Source organism: Spongiactinospora rosea, from assembly GCF_003315795.1.
GTDB classification, from domain to species: Bacteria; Actinomycetota; Actinomycetes; order Streptosporangiales; family Streptosporangiaceae; genus Spongiactinospora; species Spongiactinospora rosea.
Genome location: NZ_QMEY01000027.1, coordinates 97,105 through 117,400 on the forward strand (window position 1 = coordinate 97,105; position 20,296 = coordinate 117,400).

Here is a 20,296-nt window from a genome sequence, read left to right on the forward strand (position 1 = left end):
GCCTCTCAATCGATTCAGGCGAGCTGGGGCTCGCGGGTCGTCTGCTGGATCCGGAAGATCACGAACTCCGCCGGGAAGACGGGCGCGACGCCGATCACGCAGATGAGCCGGCCGTTCGCGATGTCGTCGTCGGTCATCGTGGAGCGGTCGCAGGTGACGAAGAACGCCTCGTTCGCGGTCGCCCCGGCGAGCGCGCCGCTGCGCCACACGGTGGTCAGGAAGTTCGTGATGGTCTGCCGGACCAGCGCCCACAGCGACTCGTCGTTCGGCTCGAACACGACCCACTGGGTGCCCTCGTCGATCGACTCCTCCAGGAACAGGAAGAGCCGCCGGACGTTGACGTACTTCCAGGTGGTGTCGGAGGACAGCGTCCGCGCGCCCCACACCCGGTGGCCGAGGCCGGGGAAGAAGCGCAGCGCGTTGATCCCCTTGGGGTTGAGGATGTCCTGCTGGCGCTTGGTGATGTCCTGGGCGATGCCGTCGGTGAGCCGGATGCCGCGGATGACCACGTTCGCGGGGGCCTTGTGGACGCCGCGCTCGTTGTCCACGCGGGCGTAGATCCCGGCCAGGTGCCCGGACGGCGGTACCTCCACGAACCGGTTCGCCGACGGGTCGTTGACGACCAGCCAGGGGTAGTACAGCGCGGCGTACCTGGTGTCGAACGGCTCGCGGAACGCCTGGATGCGTTCCATGTCCAGCCCGTCCTGCGGGTCCAGGATGGCGAACCGGTCCTTGAGCTGTTCGCAGTGGGTGACCAGCGCCGACTCGACCGTGCCCGACCAGACGCCGGGCACCGCGCAGATCGCCACCTCGTCGATGTCCTCCAGCGCCACGATCCCGGTGCGCCTGCCGCTGCCGCCGTCGGTGCCGACGAAGTCCGCGACGCTCAGCGTGCCGTGGCCGTCGGACCCGCCGTCCAGCGGCAGCGCGGTGCCGCGCGCCGGGGTGGGGAAGCGGGTGAGGTCGTCGAGCGCGCCTCTGACGGTGACCCGGGCCAGTTGGGAACGGCCCGCCAGGGCGGCCGTCACGCTGGACGGGCCGTCGCCGCTGAGCCGCAGATTGCCGAAGCTCTCGGTGACCGAGCCGCCGCCCGGGTCGTCGAAGGCGGTGTCCACCCTGCCCTCGATCAGGTAGAGGCGGTCGCTCTCGAAGACGTCGGCGGGGGTCTCGGCGGTGAAGGTGACCTCGTCGCCGGTGATCGACCGGACGTACAGGGTGGTCAGCCGCCCGCCGGTGTCGAGCTGGGCGACCGCGCCGGTGTAGAGCCGGTTGACCGCGGCGATCCGCAGCCGCGCGGTCGCGCCCGCCGGGTTGGCCCGGCGCACCCGGCGTACCGGCTCGCCGGTGGACCAGGCGGGGTGCTCGGCGTCGCCGAGGGTCAGCGTCACCGGGCCACTGCCCGGCCGCTCCACCGCCGTGACCTCGTACCGGGCGTTGTCGATCACGATCCAGAACGGCGTGGCGAGGCCGTCGGGGACGGCGTTCACCTGGACGGCCGGGCTGTCGGGGTCGGCGGGCGCGGCCAGTTGGGTGACGAACAGCTCGCCCTCGTCCGGGTCGGGCAGTACCTGGAGGGTCGCGCCCACCATCGGCGAGACCCGCACCCGCACGCCCCGCCCCCAGGTGCCGGGGCTGGCCGCGGCGAACTCCAGCGTCGCGTCCGCGGTACGCGCGCCGACCTGCACATAGTCGCCGCGCGAGACCTTCACCTCCGCCGCCAGCCGGGCGCTGAGCACGACCCGGCCGGTGGCCGCGTCGTAGCCGGTGATGGTCGCGGCGCTGATCTCCACGTCGTCGCCGCCGCGTACCACGCTGATGGCGTCGTCGCCGCGGAAGCCGATCAGGTGGGCCAGCTCCAGCGTGGTCGCGCCGGCGGGCGCGTCGCGGGTGATCGGGCTGACCAGCCCGCGCCCGAACGTCCCGGTGGCCGGCCGCGCGTCCGCGCTCACGACCCGCTTGACGTACAGGCGCTGCCCGCCGTTGTCGAAGAACCCCTTGACGGCCAGCGGGAACAGCCACCACCGGCCGCCCTCGGCCGGGTCGCGGGCCCACGCGTCGCGCACGGTCGGGTCCGGCTCGGGCAGGAAGCCGCCGAACGTGGTCTGGAACTCCAGGAAGTTGGTGACCAGCTTGGGCTTGCCGGTCGTCGGGCCGCGCTGGGTGACCCCCACCATGCCCGCCGTACTGGTGCTCACCCCCGCGATCGGCCGCGGTCCCGCGTCTACCTCCTCGATGTAGACGCCGGGGCTCAGATACTCGGGCATGGCTCTGGCTCCTTCGCTCTCACTGCTCGCGCTGACGGTCCGGCCCGGCGACCTCGATCACGTGCCGGCGGTCGCGTCCGGCAGGCAGCCGGACGTCCAGTGACCCGGTGCGGCCCGGCCGCTCCGTGGCCTGGAGGTGGAACACCTGCTGGGCGGGCGGCCCGGGCACCCGCTCGCCCTCCCACCGCAGGGCGAGGCGGAACGCGCCGCGCGGGTCGGTCAGGGTGCGCTCGTGCCAGGCCGCCAGGTCCGGGGTCGTCGTGCCGCGCGCCTCGACCAGCGCGTTCGCCACCGGAGTTCCGGTGCCCGCGGCCCGCACCACGCCGTACACCGTGCGGACGCCCGGCCCGTACGGGAACGCGACGCTCGGCAGCAGCCGGACCAGCCGCGGTTCGCTGAGCACCGCGGGCGGCCGGGTGTCGTCGTAGGGATGGGCGACGAACTCGACCCCGCCCAGCGCCGCGTCGAACGGCTCGCCGTCGGCCGGGTACAGCGCCTGGTACCCGACGGCCTCGAACCGCACCCGGTAGCGCTCCGGGCGGGCGTCCGGCCCGGCCCGCCTGCCCAGCTCCGGGTAGGCGATGGCGGCGCTCGGGGTGCGGATCGCCTGCGTGTCCTGCGGTTCCCAGGCGTCGCGGTCCGGGTCGTACCGGTCCAGCCCGGTCGCCACCCCGGCCGTCTGGACCCGCCGGGCGAAGTCGTCGAAAGGCACGAACCACGCCGCGCTGTACAGCACCGACGTCTCGACAGGAAAGTATCGGGTCATGGCAGCGGCGTCCCGTTGATCGTGCGGCTGCGCACCAGGTGCAGGTCCGCGACGTCCAGGGAGTCCAGGTTGACGACCCGCACCTCGTAGTTGAGGGACAGCCGGTACGGCTTCTGGATCGCGTACCAGATCCACGACTTCTGGTCGAGCGTCAGCGGGGTCAGCGTGAACTGCAACGCGTCCGCCGTCCCCGCCAGGCTGCCGGTCAGCTCCTCCCCGGCCCAGATCGCGTCGTCGTAGAAGACCTGGAGGGCGCGGCCGATCATCTGGTGCTGGGTCTCCTGGTTGCCGCCCCACGGCGTGATCAGGTACCGCAGCAGCAGCGCCATCGGCGGCTTGCGCGAGGTGGGCGCGGCCGGTGGCAGCGTGCGGACGTGCGGCCGGTTGCGCGACGTCGGGTCCTCGGCGATCTCGTACAGGAACACGGTGAGCTTGGCCTGATCGACCTGCACCGGCTCGGACAGGTCGTTCAGCTCCGCCGTCACCGGTCCGGGCCGTACGTCCGCGAGGGCCCGCCGCAACCGGTCCACGATGATCGTCGAAACGTCGGCGACCACCCCGAAGTCACCCATGTACGTCCCCCTTGGCACGCCGGTTCAGGTGGCGTCGGCGTGTGTCCGAACAATGACAGGGGCCGCGTGGCGGGTCCGCCATCCGGCCGTCGCCGTGGCGTGACGGCGGCGTTTCACGCGAAGGGCGTTGACGGGCGGGCACATGCGGCGGCGACGCGGCAGTGACAGGGGCGCGCGCATGCTGCTTTCGTGGAGCCACCCTTTGCGCAGTCACCCGAGGAACGCGCCGGCAGCATGGTCCTACGCGCGTGGCTGGAGGGCGGGCGGCCGGACCGCCTGCGGGTGCGCATCCTCTCCTCGATCGGCCCCGACCAGTCGCCCCCGCTCGCGGCGACCTCTCCGGAGGAGGTTCACGCGGCCGTCCAGAACTGGCTGGAACAGCTGTGGAGCGGTAACGATGACGTTCCGGTGACGCCGGGTTGACGCTGCGGCGTCGGCGGCTACCGTAACGTGCAACGCCTGGTTCGCGAAGTTATCTGTGGGGGCGAATCGAGTCGGTGCGGACGCAGCCTGGGGGGCCGATGCGCACTGAAATATCGCAGGCCATGACCTTGCGACTGCTCAAGGGTTTCGTGTTGCTGGTGGGAGATCACCGAGTGGCGCTGTCGTCCAGCGCGCAGCGGCTGCTCGCCTTTCTCGCCTTACAGGACCGGCCGCGTACGCGGACGTACGTGGCCGGGACGCTCTGGCCGGAGGCCACGGCCGCGCGCGCCAACGCCAACCTGCGCTCGTCGCTGTGGCGCGCGCTGCGCACCGGGCACCGGGTCATCGAGGCGTCCGCGCACGAGATGGCGCTGGCCACCAACATCAACGTGGACATCCACGACGCGGTGACCCGCGCGCACCGGCTGCTCGACAAGTCCAGCCTGTGCGACGACATCCTGGACCGGCGGACCCGCGACGACCTGTCCGCCGACCTGCTGCCCGAGTGGTCGGACAACGAGTGGGTGCTGATCGAGCAGGAGCAGTACCACCAGCTCCGGCTGTACGCCCTGGAGGCGATGGCCCGGCGGCTCACCGCGGCCGGCCGGCACGGCGAGGCGGTCGCCGCCGCCCTCTCGGCGGTCCGCGCCGAGCCGCTGCGCGAGAGCGCCCACCGCGTCCTCATCGACGCCCACCTCGCCGCGGGCAACCGCGCGGCGGCGCAACGCCAGTACGAGCAATGCCGCCGCGTCCTACTCGACGAACTCGGCCTAGAGCCCTCCGACGCCCTCCGCCACCTCGTACCGCATCCCACCACCCACTGAAAGCGATCATTCCCGTCGGTCCACCCGGATAGGGTTCGTGATCATTTGTCGTGATCCCCTGGAAGGCGGGCCGCCGTGCTTTTCGTGCCGATCCGTGGGCTTCGGCCGGTTCTGCCGGAGTTCTGGTGGTGGGTGGCCGCCGCGTACGCGCTGTGGGAGCCGGTCGGGGAGATGCTGTGGCCGCCCCGGTGGGTCTGGTGCGCGGGGAGCCGCGAGTTCCACCCGGTCGGTCCCGTCCGCGAGGCCGTCGCCGAGGTGGCCGAGCGGATCGGCGACGAGGTCTGGGCGGCGGGGCCGTTCCTGCTCATCGTGATCGCCGTGTTCGTGCGCAGGCACCAGGGCGTGCGGGTGCCGCTGTGGATCGCCGTGCTGGGCTTCGGGCTCATCCTGCTGCCCGACGTGCTGCTGGCCGTCGAGGAACTGCTCGACCCGCCCCCGTCACCGCCGCCTGGGTGCCTGCCCGAGCCGAGGCCGCTCTGGATCCGCGTTCCGTCGATCGCGCTGTCATGGGTGCTGTCCCCGCTGACGCCCGCGCTGCTGGCGGGCATGGCGGGCGCGGGCGTACGCCCTGACCGGGGGGCGCTCTGGCGGCTGGGCGCGGCCACCGTCGTGGTCCTGCTCCTCGCGCAGGCCGCGCGGGTCGTGCCGGCCTGGCTGGCCGGGCCCCCGGTGGCGGACGACGGCACGCCGCGCTACGCGGTGCTCGCCAACGGCTGGCCCGAGACGCTGGACCTTTCCACCGGGCGGACCGTCCATGACGGGCCGCTCCTGCCGGGCAGGGGCCGGGCGCCGCTCCAGGCGGTGGCCGCCACCGGGCGGCCGGGGGAGTACGTCGCGAGCGTGGAAGTCCGCAGCGGCCGGGACGACTGGTCCCCTCGCGGGGTCATCTCACGGCTGCACCGCCTCACCGTGGACGCCGGCGGCCGGGGCAAGCTGGGCGAGGCCCTGACCGGCAGGCTGAAGGGGGCCATTGACCGGATCGTGGTCTCGCCGGAGGGGCGGGTCGGCTACGCCCGGAGTACCGAGGACCGCGACCGGCAGCAGCGATCGTACGCGGGCGTGCTCGGCCCGCACCGGGAGTGGCCCGCCAAGTCGTACCGGCTGTACTGGAGGGACGCCCACACCCTGGCCCTGCCGGACGAACTCGGCGTCACCTCGTTCGTCCCCGGCTCGCCGACCGGCCCCTACTTCTGGTGGGAGGCGGCCATCGACGTGCGGCTGCCCCCGTCGGACCCGCGCTCGCTGAAGGGCCGCGTCCTCGCCCCCCAGGAGGCCGGAGCCCACACCCTGCCCCTCCCGCTGCCCGGCGGCCGGACCCTGCGGGTGCGCGGGGGCGGCTACCAGGACCCGTCACAGGTGCTGCTGTACGAGGGCGCCAGGAAGGTCGCCACGGTGCTCACGCTGCCGTGCGGCGACGTCATCTCCATGGCCGCCGACCCCACTGGCCGGAACGTCCTGGTCGGCAAGGACAACGGCAACGGGCGGGGCGCCGGTGAGAGGCCCTGCGGCGGCACGAACTTCGAAGTCCTCCGCCTCGGCCTCACCCCCGGGTACCCGCACAGGACCGTCTGGCGCGGCGCATCCTCCGTCCACGACCTCACCTGGTGACGCGGGCACAGGTGGGTGGCTCGTCCGGCGGATAGTCAGAAATCGGACAGTTAACGGACTGTTGAGTGGCGGGCAAGTCCATAGAAGATACGCGTGACAGACAATCCGCCCAGCAGCCATGAGGCGCGGCGACCCCGCGCATGCCCGGCGATTTCCGCGCGCCCCCCGCGTACCCCCCGCGCCGCCAAGGCCCCCCGATCCTCGTGGCCGCCGCTGGGCGTATGCCCACATGACCCCGAGGAGTGGCATAACCATGCAGAGCACGCCCGACGCGAAGACCGTCGCGGACGCCATCGCCGCGCTCCAGGCCCGGATTCCCGGCGAACGGGTGCTGGTGGACGGGCCCGGGTACGTGGCCGCGACGGAGCTGTGGAACGGCGCGATCCGGCGGCGGCCCGCCGTGGTCGTCCGGTGCGCCGAGGTCGCCGACGTGCAGGCGGGGGTCCTTGTGGCCCGTGAGTACGGGCTGCCGCTGTCGGTGCGCGGGCCGGGGCACGACTGGACCGGCCGGGCACTGACCGACGGCGGGCTGACGCTGGACCTGACCGGCCTGAGCCAGGTCCGGATCGACGCGGAAGGCCGCCGCGCCCACGTCGGCGGCGGCGCGACGGCGAACGACCTGCTCGGCGCGGCCGAGCCGGCCGGGCTGGTCGCCGCGTCCGGCACCGTCGGCTCGGTCGGCATCGTCGGCCTGAGCCTCGTCGGCGGGTACGGCCCGCTGGCCGGGCGGGCGGGCCTGGCCGCCGACAACCTGCTGGGAGCGGAGGTCGTGCTGGCCGATGGTTCGCTGGTGCAGGTGGACGCCGAGAGCGAGCCCGACCTGCTGTGGGCGCTGCGCGGCGGCGGCGGCAACTTCGGCGTGGTGACCTCGGCCACGATCCGGCTGCACGAGGTGCCGTCGGTGGTGGCGGGCATGATCATTTACCCGTGGGCGCAGGCCGGGCGGGTACTGGGCCTGCTGCGCGAATTCCTGCCGTACACCCCGGACGAACTCACCGTGCAGACCGCCGTGGGCGCGGGCCCCGACGGCGCTCCCATGGTGATGCTGCTGCCCACCTGGAGCGGGGATCCGGCCCTCGCCGCCGCCGAGCGCGGGCCGCTGCGCTCGCTCACCCGGCTGGGCGACCCGCTGGTGACGCAGCTCGAAGCGGTGTCCCTGGCCACCCTCGTGGCCCAGCGGGACCAGATGTTCCCCGCCGGGCGGAACGTCGTGATCCGCACCCGCTCGGTGTCCGGGCTGACCGCCCCGGTCGCGGACGTGTTCACCGAGTCCGGCGGCGCGCTGCCCTCGCCGCTGTCCGCGCTCTCGCTGCACCACTTCCACGGCGCGGCGGCCCGGGTGCCGGTCGCGGACACCGCCTTCGCGGCCCGGGAGCCGCACCTGATGGCCGAGATCATCGCCATCTGGCCCCCCGAGGACAACGACGGCGAGCGGCACCGGGCATGGGCCCGGTCCGCCTCGGACGCCCTCGCCCCGCACGCGCTGCCCGGCGGTTACGTCAGCTTCCTCGATTCAGAGGACGAGGACCAGGTCGCGAACGCCTACGGCCCCAACACCGCCCGCCTGCTGGCCATCAAGTCCGCCATCGACCCGGACGACGTCTTCTCGGCCACTCCGCTGCCCAGCAAGATCGCCTTCTAGGTCAGCCTCCGCCGGAGCGCCTTCGCAGCGCGAAGAACGCCGCCACCAGACCGGCGACCACCACGATCGGGCCGATGATCGCCCAGGTGGTGTCGCCGGTCATCACGCTGCCGCCGACGACGCCGACGCCCTGGAGCGTCCAAAGGCCGCCGAGCAGGATCAGCAGGACGCCGGCGATGGCGAGGATCCACGACTTCATCGCTCACCTCATTCCTCACCGACCATCAGACCACACAATCGCCGGTTTGCAATTCCTGGAAATCCTGAATGCCGGGCGCGGTCTCGGCCAGCCGGCGATAGGACGGGCAATGCGTGAAATCGTCCGCCGTGCAGCGCATGAGGTGTTCGATCAGCGCCTTGGAGGCCGTTATCTCGGCGAGCCTGCGTTCCAGTTCGTCGTGGTGACGCTGCAGAAGGGCCTGCCGTTCGGCCCGGCCGGAGACGGTGATCACCTCCCGGATCTGCTCCAGGCTCATCCCGGCCGCCTTGGCGCGGATGATCGTCAGCACGCGGATGACGTGGTCGGCGGTGTAGCGGCGGCGGCCGTTCACCCGGGCCGCGGGGGCGAGCAGGCCCATCGACTCCCAGTGCCGCAGGACGTGCGGCGCGAGGTCGAACCGCTCGGCGAGTTCGCCGATCCGCATGATCTCGGTTGACTTCATGTTGACATTAACTTGCGGACCTGCCGCCACGTCAAGCGCCGTCCGCCAAGGAGGCGGGCGCGGGGGCTGGGGGCGCGGCCCCGCGCACGATCGCCTGCCAGGTACGTTCGTGCGCGGGGGCGCGTTCCGCGCGTGCCGCGGGCCGCGGGAGCGGCACGCGCACCGGCCGCCGGGGTCTCCGGCTCAGCCGATTCCGGCGACGATGCGGGCGACCTCGCCGGGCATCGACAGGAATGGGGAGTGCGAGGAGTCGAGCGTGGCCGTGGCTGTCGGGTCGCCGGGGAAGGCGGCGTCCGCCTCGGCGATGAACCTCTCCTGGAGGGCGGGCCGGACGGCCATGTCACGCGCGCACCTGATGTAGGTGCGGGGCACCGACCCCCAGCCGCCGCGGGTCAGGGTGGTGGTCTCCACGCCGATCCCGACCGGGCTGTCCGGGGTGAGCAGCCCGAGCGCGGCCTCGGCGGTGACCGGGTCCACGTCGGCGCAGAACGCCTCGCGGAGCAGGTCCCGGTAGGCCCGGTCGCCGGACAGGACGTCGAGCCGCAGCACGCCGGTCGCGCCCGGGTCGCCGAGCAGCGCCGCCGGGACCAGGTTGCCCTCGCTCTCGGGCATCCGCGTGTAGTCGAGGGCCGGGACGCCCGACGCCGGCATGTACGCGGTCAGGTACACCGCGTGGGCCACCAGCTTGGGCGCCTGCTCCGCGGCCCGGGTGAGCACCGCGCCGCCCATGCTGTGCGCCACGACGGTCACCGGCCTGCCCCGGCCGAGCCGTTCGATCTGGGCCACCAGCAGGTCACCGGCCTGGTCGAGGCCGATCCCGGCCATCGGGGAGACCTCCTCGGCCAGGTCCCGCGGCACGAAGGGGCGCTTGTTGATCGACTTGGGCCACCGGGCGCGCAGGCCGTGGCCGGCCATGTCCACGGCCAGGGTCGTACGCCCGGTGTGGGTCAGGTGCGCCTGCACCTCGCTCCAGCACCAGGAACCGTGCCAGAAACCGGGCAGAAAAAGCAGGGGGGTGGACATCGGTGGCTCCTTTGGTAAGGGTGGGACCGGCCGAGTGGCGTGCTTCCCGGCCGGTCCTCCCTTTGAAAGGACCGTACTCCCCGGCGTTACCGGCCAAGTCAGAAATAGCGAGACGACACCAGTGACTTTCCTCACGGTCGGACGCCCTTTCCGATAAACCCGGGAAAAGGAAATCCTGATAAACGGAATTCCGCCTTTTAGTGAGCGCCGGCCACCCGTCCGGGGGGCCTGGCCGGGCCGGTCCCGCCCGAGGTAGGGTAATAATCGTACGCGTACGAAACCCTGATGGGAGGGCCATGAACCGCAGGCCGTCGCCGGACCCCGCCCCCGTGGCGGGACAGAGCATGGCGAAACTGCTGCGCCCGCACGCCTGGAGCTTCGCCGCCGTCATGGGCCTTCAGGTCATCGGTGCCGTCGCGGGGCTCGCGCCGCTGCTCGCCGTGGCCGAGCTGGGCCGCGCCCTGCTGTCGCCCGGCCCGATCGACACCGGCCGGGTCTGGACCGCGGTGATCGTGGGCGCGGCCGGGCTGCTGGTCAGGCTCGTGTTCACCGCCGCGTCGTCCGGGATCGGGCATCTGGTGGACGGCCAGGTCCAGCTCACCCTCCGCAGGCACCTGGCCGAACGGCTGGGCCGGGTGCCGATCGGCTGGCTGTCCCGCCGCCGCACCGGCGAGCTGGCCAAGGTGGTCGGCGAGGACGTCAGCGCGGTCCACCCGTTCATCGCGCACGCCCCCGGCGAGCTGGTCTCCGCGTTCGTGGTCCCGCTGGTCTCGCTCGTCTACCTGCTGTCCATCGACTGGCGGCTCACGCTGATCACGCTGATCCCGGTGGCGCTGGCCATCGCGCACGTCCCGCTGCTGATGCTGCCCGCGCGGGCGCGCGAGCAGGAGGAGTTCGACGCGGCGATGGGCCGCATCGCCGCCTCGGTGGTGGAGTTCGTGCAGGGGATCGCGGTGGTCAAGGCGTTCGGCGGCGGGGAGCGCGCCCACCGCGCCTTCCGCACCGCCGCCGACGACTTCGTGGCCGTCTTCTCCCGCTGGGTGCGCGGCATGTCCCTGGTCGCGGCGGGGATGCAGCTCGCGCTGTCGCCGCCGTTCGTGCTGCTGGTCGTACTGATCGGCGGTACCGCGCTGATCTCCGGCGGCGGCCTGGCCCCGGCCGGCCTGCTGCCGTTCCTGCTGCTCGGGCTGGGGCTGACCGCGCCGGTGGCCGCGCTCGGCCACGGCTTCGACGACCTCCAGGCCGCCCGCCGCGCCGTCGGGCGGATCAAGGAGGTGAGCGGCGTACCGCCGCTGCCCGAGCCCGCCGCCGCCTCGATCGCCCCGCACGGGCACCGGGTGGAACTGCGCGGGGTCCGGTTCGGCTACGACGACGACCGCGAGGTGCTGCGCGGGATCGACCTCACGCTCGAACCGGGCACCGTCACCGCCCTCGTCGGCCCCTCGGGGAGCGGGAAGTCCACGCTGGTCCAGCTCCTGCCGAGGTTCTTCGACCCGGCCCACGGCTCGGTCCGCATCGGCGGCGTGGACCTGCGCGACCTGCCCGCCCGCGACCTGTACCGGATGGTCTCCTTCGTCTTCCAGGACGTCCGGCTGCTGCGCGCGTCCGTCACTGACAACATCGCGCTGGCCGTCCCGGACGCCGATCCCGAGGAGGTCGTCCGGGCCGCCCGGCAGGCGGGCGTCCACGACCGCGTCCTCGCCCTGCCCTGCGGCTACGACACGGTGATCGGCGAGGAGGCCACGCTGTCCGGCGGCGAGGCCCAGCGGATCGCCCTGGCCCGCGCACTGCTGGCCGACACCCCCATTCTGGTCCTGGACGAGGCCACCTCCTTCGCCGACCCGCAAACCGAACACGCGATCCGCCACGCCCTCGCCGCCCCCGCGGGCGACCGGACCACCCTGGTCATCGCCCACCGCCTGGAAACGGTCGCCGACGCCGACACCGTGGTGCTGCTCGACGAGGGGCGCATCGCCGAACAGGGACCCCCGGCCGAACTGCTCGCCAGGGACGGCAGGTTCGCCGCCTTCCGGCGATCCCACCGATCGGCGATCACCGCCGAACCACTGAACCTTTTTCAACCTCAGATTCCCTGGTCAGAGGCGGTAAGCGAGATGCCGTATCCGCGTGACCAGGCGTCCTGCCAGGACACCAGCCCCGGTCCGATTTCGGCGGAGGCACCCCTGACCTGGTCCAGGCGACCGGTTGAAAAAGGTTCACTAGGAGGACAGGCCCGATGATCCGGACTCTGCTGCGGGTGCTGGGCCAGCAGTACGCCGGGCCCATGCGCCGCACCATCGCCCTGATGACCGCCACCGCGGTCGTCGAAGGGCTGCTGTACGCCCTGCTGGTCCCGGTGCTGCGGGCGCTGTTCGGCGGGAGCCCCGCCGACGCCCGGCCCTGGCTGGTCGCCTTCGGGGCCGGGGTGGCGGCCTACGCCGTGCTGCGCTACTTCAGCGACCTGTCCGGCATGCGCGTCGGCACCACGATGCTGCGCGGGATGTACCACCGCCTCGGCGACCACCTGGCCAGGCTGCCGATCGGCTGGTACGACGCCGCCCGCGTCGGCGAGGTCTCCGTCATGGCCGGGCGCGGCCTGCTCCAGGCCATGGGCGTGGCCGCGCACCTGCTCGCCCCCTTCATCGCCGCGCTGATCACCCCGCTGACCATCGTCGCGGTGATGCTCGCGTTCGACCTGCGGATGGGGCTCGCCGCGCTGGCCGCCGCCCCCGTCGTGGCCCTGACCGGCGTCTGGACCGCGCGTGCCATGGCCGCCACCGACGCCGAACGGCACGAACGCGACCACCAGGCGGGCGCCCGCGTCATCGAATACCTCCAGGCCCAGCCCATCCTGCGGGCCGGTGGCCGCACCGCCGAACGCTTCGGCCTGCTCGACGACGCGCTGCGGCAGGTCCAGCGGGCCTCCCGGCGTACCACGCTGGCCGCGCTGCCCGGCGCGATCGGCCTGACCCTCACCGTGCAGGCGATGTTCACCGCGCTGCTGGTCCTCGGCACCCACCTCGCCCTGGGCGGGGGCATCGGGGCCGCGGAGGTGCTGACCATCCTGGTCCTGGCGGCCCGCTGCGCCGACCCGCTGCTGTCCCTGGCCGACATCGGCGGCAGGCTGCGCGGCGCGCGCGCCGAGATCGACCGGCTGGACGCGGTACTGCGCACCGAACCGCTCCCGCAGCCCGCCGAGCCACGCGAGCCGCGGGGGCACGGGCTGGAATTCGACGCCGTGACCTTCCGGCACGGCGACCGCACGGTCCTTTCCGGCCTGTCGCTGTCGGTCCCCGAGGGGCGGCGGGTCGCCATCGTGGGGCCGTCGGGGGCGGGCAAGAGCACGCTGCTCCAACTGGTCGCGCGGTTCTACGACGTGGACGAGGGCGCGGTACGCGTCGGCGGCGCGGACGTCCGCGCGATCGGCACCGAGACGCTGATGTCCCGGATCGCCGTCGTCTTCCAGGACGTCTACCTCTTCGCGGGCACGATCGAGGAGAACATACGCCTGGGCCGCCCGGATGCCACCGACGCCGAGGTCCGCGCGGCGGCCACGGCGGCCCGCCTGGACGAGGTCGTCGAACGCCTGCCCGGCGGCCGGCACGCCGACGTCGGCGAGGGCGGCGCCCTGCTGTCCGGCGGCGAACGCCAGCGTGTCTCCATCGCCCGCGCGCTCCTGAAGGACGCCCCCATCGTCCTCCTCGACGAGGTGACCTCGGCCCTGGACCCGATCAACGAGGCCGCCGTCCACCAGGGCATCGAACGCCTGATGGCGGGCCGCACGGTCGTGATGGTGGCCCACCGCCTGCGTACCGTCCAGCGCGCCGACCACATCGCCTTCCTCGAAGGCGGCCACATCGTGGAACAGGGGTCCCACGACACCCTCCTCCACCAGGGAGGCCGCTACACCGACTTCTGGACCGCCTCCGCCCGCGAATGAGCCGGGTCAGAGGAGGCCGTTGATGATGGCGGTCAGGGCCTGGCGGTGGGTGTCGCGGGCGTTGAGGGCGGACCAGCGGGGGGCGACCCGCGCCAGGTTGGGGTGGGTGCCGCCGTCGACCTCGGCGATGACCTTGTTCTCGGGGGTGGGGCCGGTGGCGCGGCTGCGGCGGCGTTCGCCGTGCACGCGGATGATCAGGTCGCCGACGATGTAGAACCAGATCGTGCGGTAGATGTAGACGGCCTGTTCGGGGGTGTGGCCGCAGGCGATGGCCGCGCCGATCATCTCGTCGACGAACCACAGGGCCGAGGGGGCGGTGAGGTCGTCGGCCGTGAGCACCTCGACGATCCAGACCCGTTCGGCGAGGAGTTCGTAGAGCGTGATCGCCACCGCCACCAGCCGGTCGCGCGGGTCGTCGGGGAACTCCGGGCGGGGGATGCGCCGGGCCTGTGCCTCCATCAGGAGGAGCAGCAGCTCGTCCTTGTCGCGTACGTGGTAGTACAGCGCCATCGGCGCGCTGCCCAGCTCGCTCGCCAGCCGGCGCATCGACAGCTTCTCCGGCCCTTCGGACTGCAGAATGCGCTCCGCCGCGGCGATGATCGCCTCCAGGGACAGGCGCGGCGGCCGGCCGGCGCCTTTCGCCCTGGGACCTGCTGCGGGCATCTCTTTTCCTCCACGCCCATCGATCACCCGAGCTTAGCGCGACGGGCGGACGAGGTCGTTCTCGTAGGCGGCGATGACAAGATGGACGCGGTCGCGCGCCCGGAGTTTGCTCAGCAGGTTGCCCACGTGCGTCTTCACCGTCTTGATCGAGATGGTCAGGCTCGCCGCGATCTCGTCGTTGGACAGGCCGCGCCCCACCAGGGCCAGGACCTCGGTCTCCCGCTCGGTGAGCGCCGCCAGGCCGCCCGGCCGCTCGCCGGTGGGCCGGGCCAGGTACGCCTCGATCAGGCGGGTCAGGACGCTCGGCGCGAACAGCGACTCGCCCCGGTGGACCCGCCGGATCGCGTCGAGCAACTGGGCGGGGTGGGAGTCCTTGAGCAGGAAGCCGCTCGCGCCCGCCCGGAGGGCCGTACGGACGTACTCGTCCAGCTCGAACATCGTCAGCACGATGACCTTCACCGCCCCGGCGGGCGCGTCCGCCACCACGCGGCGGGTGGCGGCGATGCCGTCCGTGCCCGGCATCCGGATGTCCATCAGCACCACATCGGGCCGCCGCTCGGCGCAGAGCCGCACGGCCTCCTCCCCGTTGCCCGCCTCGCCGACCACGCTCATGCCGTCGTCGGCGTCGATGATCGCCGCCAGGCTGTGCCGTAGCAGCGGCTGGTCGTCGGCGACGATGACACGGATGCCAGTCAAGGCCGGGCCTCGGGTACGCGGGCGGTGACCCGGAAGCCGTTGCCCGCCTGTTCGGCCTGGAAGGTCCCGCCCAGCGCGGTGAGGCGTTCGCGCAGCCCGGCGATCCCGTGCCCGGCTCCCGGGTGCGGGGTCCAGCCGGGCACCGGGCCCTCGTCGTGGACGCTGGTGACGATCCAGTCGCCGTCGCGGCGGACGTACACGCTCGCGCCCGTAGGCCCCGCGTGCCTGGCGGTGTTGGTGAGGGCTTCGCGCACCACGAAGCAGATCGCGAGCTGCGCGCCCGGGCTGACGCCGTCCACGTCGTCGAGCCGGAGCGTGACCGCCGGGCCCGCCCGCCGCGCGTCCTCGATGATGGCGGGCAGGTCGTCCAGGGTCTCGGCGGGCCGCAGCGGCACCGCGGGCTCGGCGGAGGCGGAGTCGCGCAGCACGTTGAGCATCCGGCGCAGCTCGGTCGTGGTCTGCCTGCTGATCCGCTCGACGTCCGACAGCGCGCCGGCCCGGTCGTCCGTGCCGCCGAGGTGGCGGGCCGCGCTCGCCCGGACGGTGATCAGCCCGAGCCCGTGGGAGACGATGTCGTGCAGCTCGCGGGCGATGCGCAGCCGTTCGGCCTGCGCCGCGCGCTCCCCGGCCCAGGCGGTCAGCCGTGCCTCGTACGCGATCCGCTGCCGCCGCGCCCGAAGCACCGCCCACCCGGTGGTCAGCGCCGCCAGCGCCACCACGACCACCGGGACGATGATCGCCGCGCCGCTGTCGTGGCCGACCGCGAGCAGCGCGAACAGCAGCACCAGGTGAACCGCGACGGCCGCCGGCCACACCGGCCGCCGACGCCTCGGAATCGCCTGGTCACCGCCCACCCGTGCGATTCTAAGGACCGCCCCCGGGCGGCGCATCGGCCCTGGGTCCGAGGGACCTGAGTCCGAGCCGCGCCCCCCAGGTACCGCCCCCGGCCCGATGCGCGGGCGGTCGCGCGCCCGGTTCGCTGGAGCCCATGGTGACCATCGACGGCCTCGTCAAGCGGCGCGGCGGCAAAGAGATCCTGCGCGGCATCGGCTTTTCGGCCCGCCCCGGGCGGGTGACCGGGTTCCTCGGGCCGAACGGCGCGGGCAAGAGTTCCACCCTGCGGGTCCTGCTGGGCCTGGACCGGGCGGACTCCGGCACGGCGCTCATCGACGGCCTCCCGTACGCCCGGCTGCGCGACCCGCTCGGCACGGTCGGCGCGGTGCTGGACGGCTCCGGCGCGCACCGCGCGCGTACCGGACGGGCGCACCTGCGCTGGGTGGCCCGCTCCGCCGGGCTGCCCCGGACCCGCGTCGAGGAGGTACTGGGACTCGTCGGCCTGACGGACGCCGCCGCCAAGCGGGTCGGCGGCTACTCGCTCGGCATGGGCCGGCGGCTGGCGCTGGCGACGGCGCTGCTCGGCGACCCGGCGGTGCTGGTCCTGGACGAGCCGGTGAACGGGCTGGACCCGGAGGGCATCCGGTGGATCAGGACCTTCCTGCGCGAACGCGCGGCCGACGGCCGTACCGTACTGCTGTCCAGCCACCTGATGGGCGAACTCGCCGAGACCGTGGACGACGTCGTGGTCATCGACGCGGGCCGGATCGTCGCCGACGGCACGCTCGCCGAGGTCACCGGCGCGCACCGCACCCTTGAGGACGCGTTCTTCGCGCTCACCGGGGCCGGTCGCCGATGAGGGCGCTCATGGCCGAGCTGGCCAAACTCGCCTCGCTGCCCGCCGCGTGGATCGCGGCGGCGGTCGGGGTGCTGGTACCGGGCGTGATCGCCGCGACCAGCGCCCGTGCCGGGCAGGCGCCGGACGCGACCGACGCCGGCTACCAGGAGCTGGCGTTCGGGGTGCTGGGCGCGATCGTGCTCGGCGTCGTCGCGATCAGCAGCGAGTACGTCACCGAGAGCGCGGAGTCCGGCGGCGGGCGGCAGATCACCACCAGCCTGACCGCCGTCCCCTCCCGCACCCGCTTCCTGCTCGCCAAGGTGGGCGCGGTCGCGATCGGCGGCGCGCTGCTCGCGGTCGTCGCGGCGGCGGCCACCATGGGCGTCGTCCACGCGGGCCCGTACGCCGAGCCGCTGGGCGCGGCCGACGTCCCGCGCCTGGCCGGCGTGGTCTGTTACTGGGTGCTCACCGCGCTGCTCGCTTTCGGAGTCACCGTGCTCACCCGGCACGGGGTGGTCCCGCTCGCCGTGTTCATCGTGAACACCTCGGTCGTCAGCGTCACCTACCTGCTCACCAAGGTCACTCCGCTGGCGAATTACCTGCCGGACATGGCGGGCGTCCGCATGTTCGTCCGGCGTCTCGCGGACAACGACGTCGAGATCGCCCCGCTGACCGCCGGGCTGGTGATGGCCGCCTGGGTGGCCGCACTGCTGGCGGTCGCCACCGCCGTGTTCACCCGGAGGGACGCGTGACGCCCGCCCGCGCCCTCGCGGCGGAACTGTCCAAGCTCCTCTCGCTGCGCGCCACCTGGCTCGCCCTCGGGGGCACCCTGGCCGCGAACCTGCTCCTCGCCGTGGCGTTCGCGCAGACCGCGCCGCGGGACGTGGTGGACGCCGGGCTCGCCCCGATCGGCTACACCCAGGCCGGTTTCGTGGTGCTGGGGGTGCTCGCCGCCTGCTCGGAGTACGTCGGGGGGCAGATCCGCACGACGCTGACCGCGATGCCCCGCCGCGCCCGCCAGCTCGCCGCCAAGCACCTGGCGACGGCGATCGTCGCGCTGCCCGCCGCCGCGATCATGGCCGTCTCCGGGGTCGCGCTCACCGCCCTCGTGCTCGGCGACGCGCCCACGACCTTCGCTCCCATCGTGGGCGTGACCGGATACCTGCTGCTCACGACGTTGATCGGGGTGGCCGCCGGAGCCCTGGCCCGCCGGACCCTCGTGGCGGTCGCCGTCCTGCTGGGGTACCTCTTCGTCGTCGGCCCTCTGCTGCGCGACAACCTCGCGCTGTCGAAGTACCTGCCGGACACGGCCGGGGCCGCCATGTGGTTCCCGGGCCCGCTCGCCCCGGCGCAGGGGGCGCTGGTGCTCACCGGCTGGACCGCTGTACTGGTCGCCGTCGCGCTCGCCGGGCACCACCGCCGGGACGCCTGAGTTCTGTCGGTGCCCGCTGCTTGGATGCCGCTATGGAGTTCTCCCCCCTCGCCCGGCGGCTGCTCGCCCTGATCACCGGGACCGCCGACGACGCCTCCTACTGGCCCGAGGTCTCGCAGTTGACCGTCGGACTGGGCACGCCGGTCGGCGACGGTGACGGCTCGGGGCCACCGCGCTTCGTGATCGACGAGCGGATGCGGCAGCGGGTGATGGCAGCGGCCCGCGAGCTGATCGGGTTCCTGCTGCCGGAGGACCGCGAGCCTCCGCACGGGCGCTTCTGCGCGCTGGTGGCGGCCGGGCTGGCGGGCATGGACACCGAGGTGCGCGCCGACCTGGCCGGGCGGTACGGGCCGATCGCGCTCGCCGAGATCGACCTGCTGCTCGGCTGGGACGTCGAGCGGCGGGCGCTGTTCGCCGTGCCCCGGCCGGACGGCGACTCGTCCGGCCTGGCCGAATGGCTCGGCGGCCTGCCCGGCTATCCGGCCTTCGCGCACGCGGCCCTGGAGAGCGCCGTGGCCCGCGTCCAGGCGATCCACGCGGGCGAGATCCCCTATCGGGCGGAGCAGGCGTTCGACCGCGCGGAGACGAGCGTCCTGGGCCGGGCGGTGCGTCTGGCGCTGTTCCGCGACGACGACCGGCTGCCCGCGCTGCTCGACCCGCTGGTGCGCGGGATCGCGGTGGCCCCCACCCCGGCCAAGACCCTGCCCTCGCAGCGGCTGCTGTTCGAGATCGCCCGCGCGGCGGAGGCGCACCCCACGCCAGAGGTGATCTCCGCGCTGCGCGCCGCGGGCCGGATCACCCGGCACGGCGGGGTGCCGGGCCAGCTCGACCGCGGCCTCAAGCGGATCGAGGCCGCGCTGGCCGGCCGGCTGGAGGTGGCGTTCCGGCTGCCCGACGGGCGGGTACGCCAGGCCGTCGGCGACCACACGGCGGTGATCACCACCGACGGCGAGGTCGAGCTGTCGTGGTGGCAGGGCGGCAAGCGGCTCAGGTCCGTGCCCGCGGCGGTCAGACGCCACCATCCCGACGAGGTCAAGCGGCTGCGCGAGCTGGTCAAGCAGACCAGGCAGCAACAGGCCACCCTGGCCAGGGCGCTGGAGGCCGGGATCGGCGGCGAGAGCGACCCACCGTACCGGCGGCTGGCCGGGCGGCCGGTCGCCGACCGGCTGATCTGGGAGTTCGAGGTGTCGCCCGGCGTGTGGCGGGCCGAGCTGGGCATGACCGTGCCCGACGCGCCCGTGCGGCTGTGGCACCCGGCCCGCGCGACGGCCGAGGAGGTCCGTGCCTGGCGGGAGGTGATCCAGGACAAGGAGCTGCGCCAGCCGTTCAAGCAGGCGTTCCGCGAGATCTACCTGCTCACCCCGGCCGAGGAGGCGGCGGGGGTGATGTCGGCCCGGTTCGACGGGCACGTCCTGCGCTACCGCACCCTGCGCGCGCTGTTCAAGGAGCGGGGCTGGGCGGCCGAGTTCCAGGGGCACTGGGAGACCGACGGGCACGCCCGCCGGGTGCTGGCGGGCGGAGGCTGGCGGGCGGCCCTCGCCCACGGCCTCTACGACGAGCACCACGCGGTCACCGGCGGCGTGCATTTCGAGCGGCTGGGCGGGGGCGGGTGGCGGTGCGTTCCGCTGACCGAGGTGCCGCCGCTGGTGTTCAGCGAGGCCATGCGCGACGTCGATCTGTTCGTGGCGGTGGCCTCGATCGCGGTCGATCCCCGGTTCGCCGAGGCGGGGCCCGACACGTTGCACGATTCATGGCGTTCCGGGGCGTTCGGGGCGCTGCCGCCGTCCGCCGAGGTGCGCAGGGACGCGCTGGCCCGGCTGATCGGGCGCACGGCCATCGCCGAGCGCTGCACGATGACGGACCGCTTCCTGGTGGTACGCGGTGACCTGCGCACGTACAAGATCCACCTGGGGTCGGCCAACGTCCTGATGGAGCCCAACGACGCCTACCTCTGCATCGTCACCGGACGCGAGCCCGGCACCCGGCTGTTCCTGCCGTTCGAGGAGGACGGGCGGCTGGCGCTCATCCTCAGCAAGGCGTTCCTGCTGGCCGACGACACCGCCATCACCGACGCCACCATCATCCGCCAGATCAAGGGGTGACCGGCGT

General features: G+C 73.4%; 19 protein-coding genes. 10 read left to right on the forward strand and 9 right to left on the reverse strand.

Features of this window, described 5'->3' with window-relative positions; all coding sequences use genetic code 11:
* Nucleotides 1-14: 14 nt before the first annotated feature.
* The 3 genes from DP939_RS38055 to DP939_RS38065 are packed head-to-tail and all read right to left on the reverse strand — an operon-like array spanning nucleotide 15 to nucleotide 3,602.
* The gene (locus tag DP939_RS38055; RefSeq protein WP_113985693.1) at nucleotides 15-2,264 is read right to left on the reverse strand and encodes a phage tail sheath C-terminal domain-containing protein; all 2,250 of its coding nucleotides are present in this window, start codon (nucleotides 2,262-2,264) and stop codon (nucleotides 15-17) included.
* Between the two features lie 19 nt (nucleotides 2,265-2,283).
* Nucleotides 2,284-3,030 carry a carboxypeptidase regulatory-like domain-containing protein gene (locus DP939_RS38060; protein WP_113985694.1) on the reverse strand — a complete coding sequence of 249 codons (747 nt, stop codon included), beginning with the start codon at nucleotides 3,028-3,030 and terminating at the stop codon, nucleotides 2,284-2,286.
* Nucleotides 3,027-3,602 (reverse strand): DUF4255 domain-containing protein, encoded by a 576-nt coding sequence (locus DP939_RS38065; RefSeq protein WP_113985695.1) that lies wholly within the window; start codon nucleotides 3,600-3,602, stop codon nucleotides 3,027-3,029. Before DP939_RS38065 ends, DP939_RS38060 begins: the two co-directional genes overlap by 4 nt.
* Nucleotides 3,603-3,791: 189 nt before the next feature.
* Between DP939_RS38065 and DP939_RS38070 the strand changes: the two genes are divergently transcribed.
* The 4 genes from DP939_RS38070 (at nucleotide 3,792) to DP939_RS38085 (ending at nucleotide 8,099) form a co-directional block, all read left to right on the forward strand.
* Nucleotides 3,792-4,025, forward strand: a complete 234-nt coding sequence (locus tag DP939_RS38070) for a hypothetical protein (RefSeq protein WP_199565681.1) — start codon at nucleotides 3,792-3,794, stop codon at nucleotides 4,023-4,025.
* A gap of 122 nt (nucleotides 4,026-4,147) precedes the next feature.
* The gene (locus tag DP939_RS38075) at nucleotides 4,148-4,849 is read left to right on the forward strand and encodes an AfsR/SARP family transcriptional regulator (RefSeq protein WP_113985697.1); all 702 of its coding nucleotides are present in this window, start codon (nucleotides 4,148-4,150) and stop codon (nucleotides 4,847-4,849) included.
* Between the two features lie 75 nt (nucleotides 4,850-4,924).
* Nucleotides 4,925-6,457: a hypothetical protein gene (locus DP939_RS38080; RefSeq protein ID WP_113985698.1), complete on the forward strand. Its 1,533-nt coding sequence runs from the start codon at nucleotides 4,925-4,927 to the stop codon at nucleotides 6,455-6,457.
* 253 nt (nucleotides 6,458-6,710) lie between these two features.
* Nucleotides 6,711-8,099: an FAD-binding oxidoreductase gene (locus DP939_RS38085; RefSeq protein WP_113985699.1), complete on the forward strand. Its 1,389-nt coding sequence runs from the start codon at nucleotides 6,711-6,713 to the stop codon at nucleotides 8,097-8,099.
* Nucleotide 8,100: 1 nt separating this feature from the next.
* Here DP939_RS38085 and DP939_RS38090 read toward each other — a convergent pair whose 3' ends face one another.
* The 3 genes from DP939_RS38090 to DP939_RS38100 form a co-directional block, all read right to left on the reverse strand.
* Nucleotides 8,101-8,298: a hypothetical protein gene (locus DP939_RS38090; RefSeq protein WP_113985700.1), complete on the reverse strand. Its 198-nt coding sequence runs from the start codon at nucleotides 8,296-8,298 to the stop codon at nucleotides 8,101-8,103.
* A gap of 25 nt (nucleotides 8,299-8,323) precedes the next feature.
* Nucleotides 8,324-8,761 carry a MerR family transcriptional regulator gene (locus DP939_RS38095; RefSeq protein WP_225878734.1) on the reverse strand — a complete coding sequence of 146 codons (438 nt, stop codon included), beginning with the start codon at nucleotides 8,759-8,761 and terminating at the stop codon, nucleotides 8,324-8,326.
* A gap of 183 nt (nucleotides 8,762-8,944) precedes the next feature.
* Nucleotides 8,945-9,784 (reverse strand): alpha/beta fold hydrolase, encoded by an 840-nt coding sequence (locus DP939_RS38100; RefSeq protein ID WP_113985701.1) that lies wholly within the window; start codon nucleotides 9,782-9,784, stop codon nucleotides 8,945-8,947.
* 296 nt (nucleotides 9,785-10,080) lie between these two features.
* Here DP939_RS38100 and DP939_RS38105 point away from each other — a divergent pair, with 296 nt between their 5' ends.
* Both DP939_RS38105 and DP939_RS38110 read left to right on the forward strand, forming a co-directional pair.
* Nucleotides 10,081-12,024, forward strand: a complete 1,944-nt coding sequence (locus DP939_RS38105) for an ABC transporter ATP-binding protein (RefSeq protein WP_199565682.1) — start codon at nucleotides 10,081-10,083, stop codon at nucleotides 12,022-12,024.
* A complete protein-coding gene (locus DP939_RS38110; RefSeq protein WP_113985702.1) occupies nucleotides 12,021-13,724 on the forward strand; it encodes an ABC transporter ATP-binding protein in 1,704 nt (567 codons plus the stop codon). The genes DP939_RS38105 and DP939_RS38110 overlap by 4 nt, the downstream gene beginning before the upstream one ends.
* Nucleotides 13,725-13,730: 6 nt before the next feature.
* Here the strand turns inward: DP939_RS38110 and DP939_RS38115 are convergent, their stop codons facing one another.
* From DP939_RS38115 to DP939_RS38125, 3 genes are read right to left on the reverse strand one after another with little or no spacing between them, the layout of a single operon-like run.
* Nucleotides 13,731-14,387 carry a TetR/AcrR family transcriptional regulator gene (locus tag DP939_RS38115; RefSeq protein ID WP_113985703.1) on the reverse strand — a complete coding sequence of 219 codons (657 nt, stop codon included), beginning with the start codon at nucleotides 14,385-14,387 and terminating at the stop codon, nucleotides 13,731-13,733.
* A 33-nt stretch (nucleotides 14,388-14,420) separates the two neighbouring features.
* Nucleotides 14,421-15,083, reverse strand: coding sequence for a response regulator (locus DP939_RS38120; protein ID WP_113985704.1), 663 nt, complete (start codon nucleotides 15,081-15,083; stop codon nucleotides 14,421-14,423).
* Nucleotides 15,080-15,937 carry a sensor histidine kinase gene (locus DP939_RS38125; protein WP_225878735.1) on the reverse strand — a complete coding sequence of 286 codons (858 nt, stop codon included), beginning with the start codon at nucleotides 15,935-15,937 and terminating at the stop codon, nucleotides 15,080-15,082. The genes DP939_RS38120 and DP939_RS38125 overlap by 4 nt, the downstream gene beginning before the upstream one ends.
* A gap of 134 nt (nucleotides 15,938-16,071) precedes the next feature.
* Between DP939_RS38125 and DP939_RS38130 the strand changes: the two genes are divergently transcribed.
* The 4 genes from DP939_RS38130 to DP939_RS38145 are packed head-to-tail and all read left to right on the forward strand — an operon-like array spanning nucleotide 16,072 to nucleotide 20,289.
* Nucleotides 16,072-16,776 carry an ABC transporter ATP-binding protein gene (locus tag DP939_RS38130; protein ID WP_113985706.1) on the forward strand — a complete coding sequence of 235 codons (705 nt, stop codon included), beginning with the start codon at nucleotides 16,072-16,074 and terminating at the stop codon, nucleotides 16,774-16,776.
* Between the two features lie 8 nt (nucleotides 16,777-16,784).
* On the forward strand, nucleotides 16,785-17,507 hold the full coding sequence (locus DP939_RS38135; RefSeq protein WP_199565683.1) for an ABC transporter permease: 723 nt from the start codon (nucleotides 16,785-16,787) through the stop codon (nucleotides 17,505-17,507).
* Nucleotides 17,504-18,187 carry an ABC transporter permease gene (locus DP939_RS38140; protein ID WP_113985708.1) on the forward strand — a complete coding sequence of 228 codons (684 nt, stop codon included), beginning with the start codon at nucleotides 17,504-17,506 and terminating at the stop codon, nucleotides 18,185-18,187. The genes DP939_RS38135 and DP939_RS38140 overlap by 4 nt, the downstream gene beginning before the upstream one ends.
* A 32-nt stretch (nucleotides 18,188-18,219) precedes the next feature.
* Nucleotides 18,220-20,289: a DUF4132 domain-containing protein gene (locus tag DP939_RS38145; protein ID WP_113985709.1), complete on the forward strand. Its 2,070-nt coding sequence runs from the start codon at nucleotides 18,220-18,222 to the stop codon at nucleotides 20,287-20,289.
* Nucleotides 20,290-20,296 lie beyond the last annotated feature (7 nt).

Bases quoted from the DNA above. Each gene is read 5' to 3' on its own strand.
- DP939_RS38055 (WP_113985693.1), bottom strand. From the start codon at position 2,264: ATGCCCGAGTATCTGAGCCCCGGCGTCTACATCGAGGAGGTAGACGCG.
- DP939_RS38060 (WP_113985694.1), bottom strand. From the start codon at position 3,030: ATGACCCGATACTTTCCTGTCGAGACGTCGGTGCTGTACAGCGCGGCG.
- DP939_RS38065 (WP_113985695.1), bottom strand. From the start codon at position 3,602: ATGGGTGACTTCGGGGTGGTCGCCGACGTTTCGACGATCATCGTGGAC.
- DP939_RS38075 (WP_113985697.1), top strand. From the start codon at position 4,148: ATGACCTTGCGACTGCTCAAGGGTTTCGTGTTGCTGGTGGGAGATCAC.
- DP939_RS38085 (WP_113985699.1), top strand. From the start codon at position 6,711: ATGCAGAGCACGCCCGACGCGAAGACCGTCGCGGACGCCATCGCCGCG.
- DP939_RS38090 (WP_113985700.1), bottom strand. From the start codon at position 8,298: ATGAAGTCGTGGATCCTCGCCATCGCCGGCGTCCTGCTGATCCTGCTC.
- DP939_RS38095 (WP_225878734.1), bottom strand. From the start codon at position 8,761: ATGAAGTCAACCGAGATCATGCGGATCGGCGAACTCGCCGAGCGGTTC.
- DP939_RS38100 (WP_113985701.1), bottom strand. From the start codon at position 9,784: ATGTCCACCCCCCTGCTTTTTCTGCCCGGTTTCTGGCACGGTTCCTGG.
- DP939_RS38105 (WP_199565682.1), top strand. From the start codon at position 10,081: ATGAACCGCAGGCCGTCGCCGGACCCCGCCCCCGTGGCGGGACAGAGC.
- DP939_RS38110 (WP_113985702.1), top strand. From the start codon at position 12,021: ATGATCCGGACTCTGCTGCGGGTGCTGGGCCAGCAGTACGCCGGGCCC.
- DP939_RS38115 (WP_113985703.1), bottom strand. From the start codon at position 14,387: ATGCCCGCAGCAGGTCCCAGGGCGAAAGGCGCCGGCCGGCCGCCGCGC.
- DP939_RS38130 (WP_113985706.1), top strand. From the start codon at position 16,072: ATGGTGACCATCGACGGCCTCGTCAAGCGGCGCGGCGGCAAAGAGATC.
- DP939_RS38135 (WP_199565683.1), top strand. From the start codon at position 16,785: ATGGCCGAGCTGGCCAAACTCGCCTCGCTGCCCGCCGCGTGGATCGCG.
- DP939_RS38145 (WP_113985709.1), top strand. From the start codon at position 18,220: ATGGAGTTCTCCCCCCTCGCCCGGCGGCTGCTCGCCCTGATCACCGGG.